At 71.9% G+C, this 12901-nt stretch carries 12 protein-coding genes; 2 read left to right on the plus strand and 10 right to left on the minus strand.

Annotated elements, in window-relative coordinates:
• Positions 1 to 2 precede the first annotated feature (2 nt).
• The 4 genes from ASE56_RS12670 to gabT form a co-directional block, all read right to left on the minus strand.
• The gene (locus ASE56_RS12670) at positions 3 to 1565 is read right to left on the minus strand and encodes an APC family permease (protein WP_056230378.1); all 1563 of its coding nucleotides are present in this window, start codon (positions 1563 to 1565) and stop codon (positions 3 to 5) included.
• Entirely contained in the window at positions 1562 to 2434 is an 873-nt protein-coding gene (locus ASE56_RS12675; protein WP_056230380.1) for a universal stress protein, read from the minus strand. The genes ASE56_RS12670 and ASE56_RS12675 overlap by 4 nt, the downstream gene beginning before the upstream one ends.
• Positions 2431 to 3891 carry an NAD(P)/FAD-dependent oxidoreductase gene (locus ASE56_RS12680; RefSeq protein ID WP_056230382.1) on the minus strand — a complete coding sequence of 487 codons (1461 nt, stop codon included), beginning with the start codon at positions 3889 to 3891 and terminating at the stop codon, positions 2431 to 2433. Before ASE56_RS12680 ends, ASE56_RS12675 begins: the two co-directional genes overlap by 4 nt.
• A 93-nt stretch (positions 3892 to 3984) precedes the next feature.
• Positions 3985 to 5334: a 4-aminobutyrate--2-oxoglutarate transaminase gene (gene gabT / locus ASE56_RS12685; RefSeq protein ID WP_200914195.1), complete on the minus strand. Its 1350-nt coding sequence runs from the start codon at positions 5332 to 5334 to the stop codon at positions 3985 to 3987.
• A gap of 92 nt (positions 5335 to 5426) precedes the next feature.
• Here gabT and ASE56_RS12690 point away from each other — a divergent pair, with 92 nt between their 5' ends.
• The gene (locus ASE56_RS12690; protein ID WP_056230387.1) at positions 5427 to 6956 is read left to right on the plus strand and encodes a PucR family transcriptional regulator ligand-binding domain-containing protein; all 1530 of its coding nucleotides are present in this window, start codon (positions 5427 to 5429) and stop codon (positions 6954 to 6956) included.
• A gap of 122 nt (positions 6957 to 7078) precedes the next feature.
• Here ASE56_RS12690 and ASE56_RS12695 read toward each other — a convergent pair whose 3' ends face one another.
• From ASE56_RS12695 to ASE56_RS12720, 6 genes are read right to left on the minus strand one after another with little or no spacing between them, the layout of a single operon-like run.
• On the minus strand, positions 7079 to 7927 hold the full coding sequence (locus ASE56_RS12695; RefSeq protein ID WP_056230390.1) for a MurR/RpiR family transcriptional regulator: 849 nt from the start codon (positions 7925 to 7927) through the stop codon (positions 7079 to 7081).
• Positions 7917 to 8741 (minus strand): phosphonate ABC transporter, permease protein PhnE, encoded by an 825-nt coding sequence (gene phnE, locus ASE56_RS12700; protein WP_056230392.1) that lies wholly within the window; start codon positions 8739 to 8741, stop codon positions 7917 to 7919. The genes ASE56_RS12695 and phnE (ASE56_RS12700) overlap by 11 nt, the downstream gene beginning before the upstream one ends.
• A complete protein-coding gene (gene phnE / locus ASE56_RS12705) occupies positions 8738 to 9532 on the minus strand; it encodes a phosphonate ABC transporter, permease protein PhnE (protein WP_056230394.1) in 795 nt (264 codons plus the stop codon). Before phnE (ASE56_RS12705) ends, phnE (ASE56_RS12700) begins: the two co-directional genes overlap by 4 nt.
• The gene (gene phnC / locus ASE56_RS12710) at positions 9529 to 10347 is read right to left on the minus strand and encodes a phosphonate ABC transporter ATP-binding protein (protein ID WP_081349777.1); all 819 of its coding nucleotides are present in this window, start codon (positions 10345 to 10347) and stop codon (positions 9529 to 9531) included. Before phnC ends, phnE (ASE56_RS12705) begins: the two co-directional genes overlap by 4 nt.
• The gene (locus ASE56_RS12715) at positions 10344 to 11321 is read right to left on the minus strand and encodes a phosphate/phosphite/phosphonate ABC transporter substrate-binding protein (protein ID WP_056230395.1); all 978 of its coding nucleotides are present in this window, start codon (positions 11319 to 11321) and stop codon (positions 10344 to 10346) included. The genes phnC and ASE56_RS12715 overlap by 4 nt, the downstream gene beginning before the upstream one ends.
• Before the next feature lie 25 nt (positions 11322 to 11346).
• Positions 11347 to 12033 carry an HAD family hydrolase gene (locus ASE56_RS12720; protein WP_056230396.1) on the minus strand — a complete coding sequence of 229 codons (687 nt, stop codon included), beginning with the start codon at positions 12031 to 12033 and terminating at the stop codon, positions 11347 to 11349.
• 125 nt (positions 12034 to 12158) lie between these two features.
• Here ASE56_RS12720 and ASE56_RS12725 point away from each other — a divergent pair, with 125 nt between their 5' ends.
• Positions 12159 to 12782 (plus strand): amino acid deaminase, encoded by a 624-nt coding sequence (locus tag ASE56_RS12725; protein ID WP_235557000.1) that lies wholly within the window; start codon positions 12159 to 12161, stop codon positions 12780 to 12782.
• Positions 12783 to 12901: the final 119 nt, after the last annotated feature.

Genomic DNA, 12901 nt, shown 5'->3' on the forward strand with positions numbered 1-12901 from the left:
TGTCAGGACGTGATGCGGCGGCGGCGGGCGCTGGCGGGCGCTTCGCGACCCAGGGTCTCACCCCGGAAGAAGCCGGGGCTGGCGATGCGCTGCGCGACCATGAGGACGAGGCCCGCGACGATGATGACGACCGTGATCACGAACACGAGACCCACACCGCCGATCTCCGAGCCCGAGCCGTAGTCGGGGCTGGCACTGTCGATGAGGGTGGTCACGAACAGCACCGCGAGGATCACGCCGCCCACGAGGGGCGCGAGCAGCGTCAGGAGGACGTTGCGCACCGAGTCGAACCACTGCTTGCGGAAGTACCAGACGCACGCGAACGCGGTGAGCCCGTAATAGAAGCAGATCATCGCGCCGAGGGCCGTGATCGTGTCGGTCAGCACGTTCTCGCTCAGCACGCGCATGACCGCGTAGAACACCGAGGCGACGATCGCCGAGACGATGGTGGCGTAGCCGGGGGTGAAGAAGCGCGGGCTGACCTTGGCGAACTTTTTGGGAAGAGCGTCGTAGTGCGCCATGGCCAGAAGCGTGCGCGCCGGGCCCACGAAGGTCGCCTGCAGCGAGGATGCCGAGCTGGTGAGCACCGCGAGCGAGACGAGGAACGCGAGCGGCCCGAGAATCGGCCCCGACAGGTGGAAGAAGACGTTCTCCTGGATGTCCTCGTTGCCCAGGCCCAGCTCCCCCGTGCCGTTGCCGGCGAACATCAGCAGCGCGACGGCGATCAGCAGGTACAGCGCCACGATGAGGAACACCGTCACGGTGGCGGCCCGACCGGGCGTCTTGTCGGGGTCCTTCGTCTCTTCGTTCATGGTGAGGATGACGTCCCATCCCCAGAAGATGAAGATCGACAGCGAGAGCCCGGCGGCGAACGCGCTGAACGAGTCGACCTCGAAGGGGTTGAACCACGACAGCTGCACCGGGCTCGCATCGAACGCGTTGCCGTTCATCATCTCGACGACCGCGGCGCCGGCGAAGACGAGCAGCACGACGATCTGGAAGCCGACGAGACCGTACTGCAGACGCTGCGTGGTCTGCAGGTCGCGGTACGACACGATCGTCGCCAGCAGCATGAACAGCAGGCACACCGCGATGTTGATCGGGACGACCCGCGTGAGCTCGGCGATCTCGGGGTTGCCCGTGACCTGTGCGATCAGCAGGAACAGGAAGTCGACGGCGATGCCGGCCAGGTTCGACAGCACGATGACCGTGGCGGCGATCAGGCCCCACCCGGCCATCCACCCGACCCAGGGGCCGAAGGCTCGAGCCGCCCAGGTGAAGGAGGTGCCGGCATCCGGCATCCGCGAATTCAGTTCTCGATAGCCGAGGGCCACCAGCAGCATCGGGATGAACCCGACGAGGATGATCGCCGGCACCTGGAAGCCGACCGCCGAGACGGTCGGGCCGAGCGCTCCGGTGAGCGTGTAGGCGGGCGCGATGGTCGAGATGCCGATGACGACGGCGCCGATCATGCCGATCGAGCCGACGCGGAGTCCCTTGTTGGAGATGCCGGTGGTGACGGCGCTGTCGGGTGCGGGGCTCGCGTCGTTGCGAGGGGTGGTCATGAGGAAGCCTCCGAGGTGCGGGGCACCACGATCATGGGGACGGGAAGGGCGCGCAGGATGCGCCCGGCGGTGGAACCGAGGAAGAGGCGACGCGGTTGCGCGAGACGGCTCGAGCCGACCAGGGCGACTTCGCCCGGCATCCAGTCGATGCGAGAGACCGCGTCCTCGATGTCGGATCCGGCTCCGACCAGGGCCTCGGCCTCGATCTCGGCGGGGAGGGCGGCGCGGACCGACTCCAGCACGCTCTCGGCGTGGGCCTGACCGGTCAGCCGGGTCAGCGACGCGTCGACGCGCCCCGGAAGATCGACGCCCGCGAGCGAGAGGAGTCGCAGCGGTGCCTTCGCCCGGCGGGAGACGGATGCCGCCGTCTCGAGCAGGACGTCCGCCCCGGGGCGCGTGCCGATCGCGGCGGTAATGCGCGGGAGCCCCACACCCGGGTCGACGTCGCGCGCGCCCTCGGGGGCGAGGGCGACCGGGACGGGCGCTGAATGCACGAGCTCTTCGGCGGTGGTGCCGAGGCGGTGTCGACCGCGCGGCCCTCCCCCGCCGGTACCGACGACGATCACGCCGGCGTCGAACTCCTCGGCGGCGGCGACGAGACCGTCCGACACCGCCTGCGCGAAGCGGACGTGACCGCGAATGCCGGGGTACGGTGCCACGGCCTCGCGCAACCAGCCGCGGGCGGTGTCCTGCACGAGCCGCTCGTAGCCGGCATCGGTCGGGATCGAGACGTTGTTCTCGGCGGAGGGAAGCACGACAACCGCGTGCACGGGGGCGTCGAGGGCCGCGCCCAGACGCGCCCCGAGCGCGAGCGCGTCGGCACCGGCGTCGGTCGCGGTGTATCCGACGACCACGCGGCGCGCGGTCATCCGCGCGTCCGCTCGAGGATCTCGGCGGCGGCGCGGCGGCCCTGACGGATGGCGCCGTCGACGTGCTGGAACCCGGCACCGGCCATGTCGCTGCACGCGAGGTGGATCGCGCCGACGGGCTCGCGGAGGTCGGCACCGTAGCGGTGCAGACCGCCCATGTCGAAGCTCGCGGCGTACGCCCCGCGGGTCCACTCCTCGGTGCCCCAGTCGCTCTCGTAGTAGACGACGGGGTTCTTCGCTTCGGGGCCGTAGTAGTGCGACAGCGACTCGAGGATGCGCTCGCGGCGCTCCTCGGCGCTGAGCCGGAACAGGTCGTCGGCGTTGTGGTCCGAGACGAAGCCCACGAGGGTTCCGCGCTCGTCGCCGTGGTTGGTGTTGTCGTAGGCCTCGTGGGCGAGCTCGTAGGGGCTGAAGGCGGTGCCCGACAGGCCCTTCTCGCGCCAGAACGGCGTCTCGTAGACGGCGTGCACCTTGATGACGAAGCCCATGGAGATGTGCTGGTGCATCTGGTGCTGCAGGCGCGGCAGCGGGGGCTCGAACGAGATGCGCGAGTACAGCACCGGCGCGAGGGCGAGGATCGCGAAGCGCGCGCGGACCGTCACGCCGTCGGCGATCACGGTGACGCCGTCGGTCGAGGACTTCGCCGCGTCGACGCGCGCGGTCAGGGCGCGCAGGTCGTCGACCCGCTGCCCCGTCGCGCTGTCGGCGGAGCGAGCGGGCGTCGGCGCCTCGGCACCCCAGACGATGCGGCGCACCGGCTGGTTGAGGATGACGTCGTCGCCCAGACGCTCGGCGAGCATCTCGGGCACCTGCTGGAGACCGCCGACCACGCGCTTGTCGAGGATGAAGTCGGCGTCGACGAGGTTCGAGTACGAGCCCGCGGATGCCGCCATGTGCAGCGACTGCAGCAGCGAGAACGTGTGCGTGGGCTTGGTGAGCATCGCCGAGCCCGTGGCGAACGCGAGGTTGCGGATCGCCTCGTCGTCGTCGGTCTGCTGGCGGAGCCACGCGTCCCACGAGATCGCATCCCACTCCGCGGCTCGGGGGTGCGCCCACGGCCGGTCGGGGTCGATCTCGGCGACCATGGCGTCGAGGCGCGCGGTGACCTCGTCGATGACCTTCTCGGTCTCGGGCGCGACCGGGAACATCTCGCCCGTGAACCGCTTCGCCTCACCGTCGGGACCGACGTACACGCTGTCGCCCTCGCGGTAGCGGCTGTACAGGGGCAGGCCGAGGTCGGCAGCGGTGTCGATGAGGGCCTGCTGGTCGGGCGAGACCCACTGGCCGCCGAGCTCGAGCATGGCGCCGTCGATGACGTCGGTCCAGAGGCGACCGCCGACGCGGTCGCGAGCCTCGAGCACGACGACCGAGAGGCCGGCCTTGCGCAGGTCGTTTGCGGCGGTGAGGCCGGCGGCGCCGGCTCCGATGACGACCACGTCGCGGGTGATCTCGTCCATGAAAGCGTCCTTACTTGTCGTGCGTCTGTGCGAACTCGGGGTGGCCCCGACGGCGGCGGGCTCTCGGGTCTTCCGCCACCGTCGGGACGGCTGTCAGCTGCGGGCCAGGGCCGCGGCGACGACGTCGAGACCCTCGGTCAGCAGGTCGTCGCCGATCGACAGCGGCGGCAGGAACCGGATGACGTTGCCGTAGGTGCCGCAGGTGAGCACGATCACGCCCTCGGCGATGGCGGCCTTGGCGACGGCCGAGGTGAGGGCCGCGTCGGGCGCACCCGTCGCGGGGTCGACGAACTCGGCGGCGATCATCGCGCCGTGGCCGCGGACGTCGCCGATGCGCGGGTCGCTCTGCTGCATCTCGCGCAGGCGGCCGAGCAGCAGCTCGCCGATCTCGCGGGCCCGCTCGACGAACCCTTCGTTCTCGAAGGCGTCGATCGAGGCCAGCGCGGCGGCGCAGGCGATCGGGTTTCCGCCGTAGGTGCCGCCGAGGCCGCCGGTGTGCGTAGCGTCCATGATCTCGGCGCGGCCCGTGACCGCCGCGAGCGGCAGACCACCGGCGATGCCCTTGGCCGTGGTGACCAGGTCGGGCACGATGCCGAAGTGCTCGCTGGCGAACATCGCGCCGGTGCGGGCGAAGCCCGACTGCACCTCGTCGGCGATGAAGACGACGCCGTTGTCACGGCACCAGTCGACGATCGCGTTGAGGAAGCCGTCGGCGGGGACGATGAAGCCCCCCTCACCCTGGATGGGCTCGATGATGACAGCGGCGAGGTTCTCGGCGCCGACCTGCTTCTCGATCAGCGAGATGGCCTTGGCCGCGGCATCCGGTCCCGAGAGTCCATCACGGAACGGGTACGACAGCGGAGCGCGGTAGACCTCGGCGGCGAAGGGGCCGAAGCCGCTCTTGTACGGCATGTTCTTGGCCGTCAGCGCCATCGTGAGGTTGGTGCGGCCGTGGTAGGCGTGGTCGAACGCGACGACGGCCTGACGACCGGTGAACTTGCGGGCGATCTTGACGGCGTTCTCGACCGCCTCGGCGCCGGAGTTGAACAGCGCGCTCTTCTTGGCGTGGTCGCCGGGGGTGAGGCGGTTGAGCGCCTCGGCGACGGAGACGTACGAGTCGTACGGCGAGATCATGAAGCAGGTGTGGGTGAACGCCGCCACCTGATCCTGCACGGCCTTCACGACCGCGGGGTGGGCGTTGCCGACGCTGGTCACGGCGATGCCCGAGCCGAGGTCGATGAGCGAGTTGCCGTCGGCGTCGACGACGACTCCCCCACCGGCGGCGACGGCCTGGATCGGCACGGTGTGGCCGACTCCGGATGCCACGGCGGCGGCCTTGCGCTCGAGCAGCTCCTGCGAGCGCGGGCCGGGGATGGCGGTGACGAGGCGGCGCTCCTGCGGAAGGGTCGGACCGCCGACGAGGGGAAGGGTGTCGAGGCTCATGCCGGCGATGCTACGGACGCCGCGACGCGCCGCGCACTCTCCCCCCTGTACAGTCGCAGGCACTGTCATATACGAGTCGTACAGGAGCTGACATGGTCGACACTGCCGTCGCGCCGCCGAGTCTGCGCGCCCTCCTCGCGCGCCGTGACCTGCGACTGCGCCTCGTCGCCGGCGAGGACGAACTCCCGGCCGGGAGCATCGATCGCCCCGTTCGGTGGGTGCACTCCAGCGACCTCGTCGACCCCACCCCGTTCCTCAGCGAGGGGCTCGTCCTGCTGACGACGGGGACGCAGTTCGCCGACACGGACGACTACACCGCGTACGTGTCGCGGCTGCTCGCCCGGGGCGTTCGAGCCCTGGGTTTCGGCACCGAGGTCGTACGCGACGGCATCCCGGTGGGCCTCGCCGCGGCCTGCCTCGCCGCGGGCGTGCCGTTGTTCGAAGTTCCCTACCGCACCCCCTTCATCGCCGTGGCCCGCGCCGGTGCCGAGGCGATCGCCGCGGAGTCCTACGCTCGGCGCAGTTGGTCTCTCGCGGCGCAGCGCGCGGTCTCGCTCGCCGCCCTGCGCCCCGACGGCCTCTCGGCGACGCTCGCCGAACTGTCTCGACAGCTGGACTGCTGGGTCGGCCTCTTCGACGCGGCCGGCACCCTGAGCACCGAGCACCCGGCGGGTGGACTCGGCGCGCCCGCCCTCGACGTCGTCGCCGCCGAGGTCACGACGATGCTCCGCCGCGGCACGCGCGCGGCATCCACCGTGCGCCCGAACGACACCTCGGTGAGCCTGCAGACCCTGGGCCGCGGCGGGCACCTCCGCGGCGTGCTCGCGCTCGCGGCCGACGACCTCGACCACGAGGCGCGCAGCGTCGTGACCGCCGTGGTCGCGATGGCCGCCCTCGCCCTCGAGCAGCAGGACGGGCTCGGCCGGGCCATCGGCACCTTCCGCGCCGGTCTCGTGCACTCGCTCGCGACCGACGATCCCGCGCTGGCCCGACGCGCGGGCCGCGATCTGTTCGGCCCGCTGCCGACCGCCCCCGTCGTGGTGGCGGTGACGCCCGCGGCATCCACTCGTTCCACCGCCCTCACCGAGTGGCTCGAGCTGCGCGCGCAGGAGCGTCGCGGCGAGATGTTCTTCGGTCGCGGTGACGACGGGCTCGTCATCGTCGTTCCCGCCGCAGCCCGCGACGCGCTGGCCGAGGTCGCCGACCGGTTCGAGATCGTCGTCGGGTGCTCGGCGCCCACCGGCTACGACGCCTTCTCGGCCGCCCTGACCCAGGCGCGCACCGCGCGCGACCGGCTCGCCACTCCCGGCGTCGCCGACTTCGCCGACACCGCGCGCGCGGGTCTTCTGGCCGCCCTCGGATCCGAGGCGGCGCGCACCGTCGCCGCGGGTGCCCTGGTTCCGCTGCGGACCTACGACGAGGCGCAGGGGTCCGCGTTGCTCGAGACGTTGGACGCCTGGCTCGCCCACGACTGCTCGCACGAGGCGACCGCGCAGGCCCTCGGCATCCATCGCCACACCGTGCGCGCCCGGGTCGCCCAGGCCGAGCGCGTGCTCGATCGCGACCTGTCGTCGTTCTCCGCGCGCGCCGAGCTGTGGGCGGCGCTGCGGCTGGCCGAGTAGCGCGGGCTCCGTCGTACGGAGCTGACGCCCGATACGCCGGATGCCGGCACCCCCGGGCCCGCGCGTCGCCCGCCCGATCCGCACGACGGGGCGACCGCACCGCCGTGACGCGGAAGCGGGTGTCAGCCGGCGTCGCCGAGGTTGTCGGAGAGGATCTCGAGCACGCGCTCGCGGGCGAGGTCGGCATCGCCCGCGCGGGCGCGGGCCACGGCGTCGACGAACGCCTCCGCGAAGACCGCGTGCGCGATGCGCGAGGTGTGCTCCAGCTCGTCGCGGAACGTCCCGCCCGAAGCGAGGACCAGCGACAGGTCGGCGCGCTCGGTGAGCGGCGAGGCGACGAACGAGGTCAGGGCGATCACTCGCGCCCCGGCCGCGCGTGCAGCGGTGGCCGCGCGCAGGCTCGCCTCGTTCGCCCCCGAACCGCTGACCACGACGCAGACGTCATCGGGCGAGAGGTGGCGCGCGGCGATCTGCTGGCCGATCGGATCGCCCAGGGTCTCGGCCGGGCGCCCCACCGCCGTCAGGCGCATCGCGAGATCCGTTGCGACCGGAGCCGACAACCCACTCGCCACCACCAGCAGGCGACGGGCCCCCACGACCGCGTCGACGGCGGCATCGACCCCGTCGGCGTCCAGCAGGCTGGTGGCCGCGCGAAGATCGTCGGCGATGCGGTCGATGGCGGAGCGGATGCCGCCGAGCACGCCGTCCTGGGCGACCGGGGGCACCACGCGGCGTCCGCGCTCCGCCGCGAGCGCCACCCGCAGCTGCGGGTACCCGCGGTAGCCGAAGGTCTGGCAGGCGCGCACGACGGAGGAGCGACCCACCCCCACGCGGTCGGCGATCTGCTGCGCGGTGAGCTCGATCACGGCATCCGGATCATCGACGATGAGGTCGGCGACCCGACGCTCGCTCGGCTGCAGCGAGTTGCGCACGGCGGCGATGCGGGCGGTCACGGGAATCTCAGCGGACACGCGGGCCCTCCATGATGCGGCGGCGGATGCGGCCCGAGACCGCGTCGATCGCGACGGTGACGACGACCACGACGATCAACAGCATGCCGACCGTCGACCACTCACGGTACTGGGTGTACGAGGTGAGCATGTCGCCGATCCCGCCGACGCCGATCAGGCCGAGCACGGCCGAGGCGCGCACGTTGATCTCGAAGCGGTACAGCCAGAACGACAGGAACGTCGGCGAGGCCTGGGGCCACACTCCCCAGCGCAGCACCTGGGCGGTCGAGCCGCCCGCCGCCCGCGCGGCCTCGATGGGGCCGGGGGCGACGTTCTCGACCGCCTCGTAGCCCCACTTGCCGAGGGTGCCGATCCCCCCGATCGCGAGAGCGAGCGCCCCGGTCAGCGGGGTCAGACCGGTGACGGAGAGGATGATGATCGCGAAGACCAGCTCGGGCACGGCCCGCACCAGCGAGAAGACGAAGCGCAGGACGACGCGCACGGGCGCCGGGCCGAAGCCGCGCGCGGCGACGAGCGAGAGCGGGGTCGCGATCAGGATGCCGAGCACGGTGCCGATCCACGCCATCTCGACGCTGCGCCAGGTCTGCCAGAGCGCCTCGGGCAGCTTCTCCCACGCGGGCGAGAGGAACATCAGGCCGAGGTAACGCACGATCTCGGCGGGGAGCTCCCCGAGCCGCGACCACGTGATGTCGGCCGACCAGAAGGCGGCGATGACGACGACCGTGACGACGACCCACGACAGGGTGCGCAGGGGCTTCCGACGGCGCGGCGGCAGCGCGAGGCTCACGGGCCGCGAGGGGGCGAGGGCGGTCATACGAGCCTCCGGCGGATGGCGTCGCTGACGGTGTCGAGCACGACGACGATCACGAGGATCTCGACGATGACGAGCGACAGCTGGTCGTAGCGGTAGAAAGTGCGCACGGCATCGATCAGCAGCCCGATACCGCCGGCCCCCACGAGGCCGAGCACGGTCGAGGCGCGGACGTTGAGCTCGAAGACGTAGAGCGTCTGCGACACGAACGCGGGCCAGGTGTCGGGCAGAGCGATCGCGCGGTTGATCTGCGTCTGGGTCGCCCCGGCGGCACGACCGGCCTCGAGGGGGCCGGCGTCGGTGGCGTCGATCGACTCCGACACGAGCTTGACGATGATGCCGACGTTGAACAGCACGAGCGCCAGGATGCCCGGGAGGGCGCCCACCCCGACCATCGCGACGAGGACCGCCGCGTAGACGAGCTCGGGCACGGCGCGGATCACGTTCAGGATGCCGCGCACCAGCGCCCGCGTCGGAGTGAACGGGTTCGTCGGCCGGGCCGCCCAGAAGCTCACCGGCAGCGAGATCGCCGCCCCGACCGCGGTGCCGATGACCGCCATCTGCAGCGTCTCGAGGATCGGGCCGACCGTGCGCGGGAAGAACGACCAGTCCGGGGTGAGCAGTTCGCCCACCCGCAGCGCACCCTGCTGCCAGTTGCGCGCGATCGCACCGACGTCGAGGCCCACCCCGACCACCGGCAGGCACATGAACACGGTCACCGCGACGACGACGCCCGCGGCGGTCCACGGCATCCATCGCCCCTTCGGACGAGGCGGAACGGTGAGCACGGTCATCGCTCGAGCCTGTCGGCCGCGGTCACCGAGCGTCCGTAGATCTGCGCGAAATCGGCATCGGTGGCGGATGCCGCGGGGCCGTCGTAGACGACCTCTCCGGCGCGCATGCCGATCATGCGCGTGCCGTACTCGCGGGCGAGATCCAGCAGGTGCAGGTTGACCAGCACGGTGATGCCGAGGTCGACGTTGATGCGGCGCAGGTCGTCCATCACCCCGCGGGCGGTCGGCGGGTCGAGGCTCGCGACCGGCTCGTCGGCGAGGACGATACGCGGCTGCTGCGTGAGCGCGCGGGCGATCGCGACGCGCTGCTGCTGGCCTCCCGAGAGCGCCGATGCGCGGTCCCAGACCTTCGGCAGCAGCCCGACCCGGTCGAGAGCCTCGAAGGCGAGCCGGCGATCCGCGTCACGGTACGCACCGAACAGCGTGCGCCAGAGCGGGGTGTGCGCGAGGCGACCGACCAGCACGTTGTTGAGCACTGTGGTGCGGCCGGCGAGGTTGAAGCTCTGGAACACCATGCCGATGTGGCCGCGGAGTTCGCGCAGGCGACGCCCCGAGGCGTTGTCGACGCGTCGGCCGCCGACCTCGACGACACCGGAGGTCGCGGGCACCAGGCCGTTGATGGTGCGGATGAGGGTCGACTTGCCCGAGCCCGACAGTCCCACCACGGCGACGAGCTCGCCGGGCGCGATGTCGAGGGTGACGTTCTTCAGTCCCACCGTGCCGTTGGGGTAGCGCACCGAGACCCCGGCGAGACGGATGCCCCAGGGCGCCGAGGCGAGAGCCTCGACCCCCGGGGTGAGCGATCCGGTCGTCACTGGAGTCCGAGCTGCTGGGCGGCGCGCGCGACGACGTCGAGCGACGACGGGTCGGCCGGGGCGAGCTTGGTGATCGAGTAGACGGCCTTCAGGGCGGCGGAGCCCTCGTCGGTCGCGGAGTAGTCGGCGAGCGCCGTCGAGATCTTCTTCTGCAGCTCGGGCGACAGATCCTTCGAGACGGCCACACCGTCGTTGGGGATCTCGTTGGTCAGGCCGAACACGACGACCTTCTGGCCCACGTCGGGCTTGTCCTTCTTCACGAGCGTGCGGGCGTCCCAGAAGCTGAAGCCGACCTCGGCGTCGCCGTTGTAGACCGCCAGGACGGACGCGTCGTTGGCCGTGACCGGTACCTTCTGGAAGCCGCTGTCGATGTCGACGCCGGCCTCCTTCAGCGCGAGCATCGGGTAGATGTAACCGGCGGGCGAGCCGGGTCCGAGCACGGCGACCTTGGCACCGGCGATCTTGGTGATGCTGTCGAGACCCGCGGGGCCCTGCAGCGCGTCGGCGCCGTTGCAGAACGACATGCCGTCGCGCTCGACGACGGGGGTGTCGCAGTACTTGTCGGGGTCGTTCGTCATGAACTGGCCCGGGTAGGTGATGTTTCCGTTGCGCTCGGTCTGCAGCACGACCGAGGCGCCGTAGCGGTCGTTCGCCTGCCACAGCTGCAGCGAGGGCAGGAAGCCGATCTGCGCCTGGCCCGCGCCCATCGCCTCAACGGCGGCCTGGTAGTCCTTCGACACGACGCCCGTGACCGGGATGCCGAGCTTCTCGGTGAGCATGTCGGTGAGGGGCTTCGCGGTGTCGACGAGGTTGGCCTGGTCCTGCGAAGGAACCAGGGCGAGCACGAGGGAGCTCGGGTCGGCGGCGGGGGCGGCCGAGTCGGCGCCGGCGGCACCGGAGCAGCCGGCCAGGGCGATCGAGGCGAGAGCGGCGGTGGCGAAGGCCGCGACGAGACGGGAGCGACGAGTGTTCATGATTCCTCTGCGGTTCGGGTGGGATTCAGGCGTGGGACGGGAGGTGTGCGGCGGGGGGAGCGTCGACGTGGGCGGCGTCGACCCACGCGGCGAGCGCGGGCAGCAGCTCGTCGAGGGTGTCGGCACGGAAGGTGGGGGTGGCGGCGGCATCGATGTAGCCGCCGACGAGCGCCGTGTCGAGACCACGGGCGTGGGCGGGGGCGAGGTCGTTGCGCCAGACATCGCCGACCGTGAGCACCGGCACGCCCTCGCCGAGGCTGTCCAGCAGGGCGTCGAGTCCGGCGGGCTTGGCGGCGTCGGTGACCACGCGGTCGAACAGGCCGGCCAGTCCGATTCCGGACAGGGCGGCGTCGAGACGGGTGGCGGGAGCGTTCGTGACGAGGAGTCGCTCGGCATCCACCTGCGCCAGGAACTCCGCCAGCCCCGTCGCGGTCGACACCGGCGCGTCTGCGCTACCGAGCTGCGTGCGGCTGAGGGTGTACGCCGCGGCCAGGGCGTCGTCGTCGACCCCGGCGTCGAGGGCGAGGCGGCGAACGGCGTCGTACCCGTCGATGACGTCGGCGGTCGGGGCGGCGAGGTGGGCCGAGACGGCAGAGACGAAGGTGTCGGCGGATGCCGTGTGGGCGGCGACCGCGCGGGCGTAGGCCAGCAGGGGGCCGTCGCCGACGGCGACGGTACCGTCGAAGTCGAAGATGAGGACGGGGCGGGGCACGGGGGAACTCCTGTCGTGGACGTTGCGTCCATGGTGCACGCTAAATGTGGACGGGATGTCCACGTCGTGTAAACGCTGGATGAACGGCGGCTGTGCGCCCTCGGAGCCCGCTTAGCGTGGGAACCGTGACCTCCACCGCCGCCCTCGACGTCGCCGCCGTCCTCGCGGCCGAGCACCCCTCGGCGGCGATCGCCTCACTCCCCTGGCTCGCGGCGTCGCTCGCCGACGACGCCGCCGCCGGCCGATTCGCCGCGTGGGGCCGCTCGACGATCGTCGACGAGAACGTCGGAGCGGCGGTGCTCCCCCGGGCACTGTTCGACGAGCTGCACGCGCGGGCCGGGCTCGAGGCCGCCTGGCCGGTGGGCAACGCCGGCCTGCTGCACGTCTACGGCTACCTGCTGTCGACCACACCGACCCCGTACGGTCTCAAGCGCGAGCGGTGGCTCACCGACGACCTCGCCCTCGCCTGCGGTCTCTCCCGCGGGGCGTTCTCACCCTGGGCCGGGCCGGACACCCTGCTCTCTCGGGTCACCGCGGCCGCGGCATTCCTCCTCTCCCGCCCCGACGCGATCGACGAGGTCGTCGAGGGCCGCTCGACCCGCATCGCCCTCGGCGACGCGCTCCCCGACGGCACCACCGCTCTCGCCTACGCGGTCGACGGGCTCATCGTCACGACGTTCCCGGTGGCCGATGCGGCCGTCCTGCGGTCAGGACTCGGGGCGCCGCGGCTGCGGTGGAACGCGGTGTGAGGGGAGGGCCCCGTTCGGCTGTGATGCCTGACCCGACCCGCGCGAGCACGACCGCGGGGCGAATACCGACACGCCGGGCACAATCGGCCCACACACGGCGCGCCGCCGAATCCCCCCCC

This window comes from Microbacterium sp. Leaf203, from assembly GCF_001421275.1.
Taxonomy (GTDB): Bacteria; Actinomycetota; Actinomycetes; order Actinomycetales; family Microbacteriaceae; genus Microbacterium; species Microbacterium testaceum_A.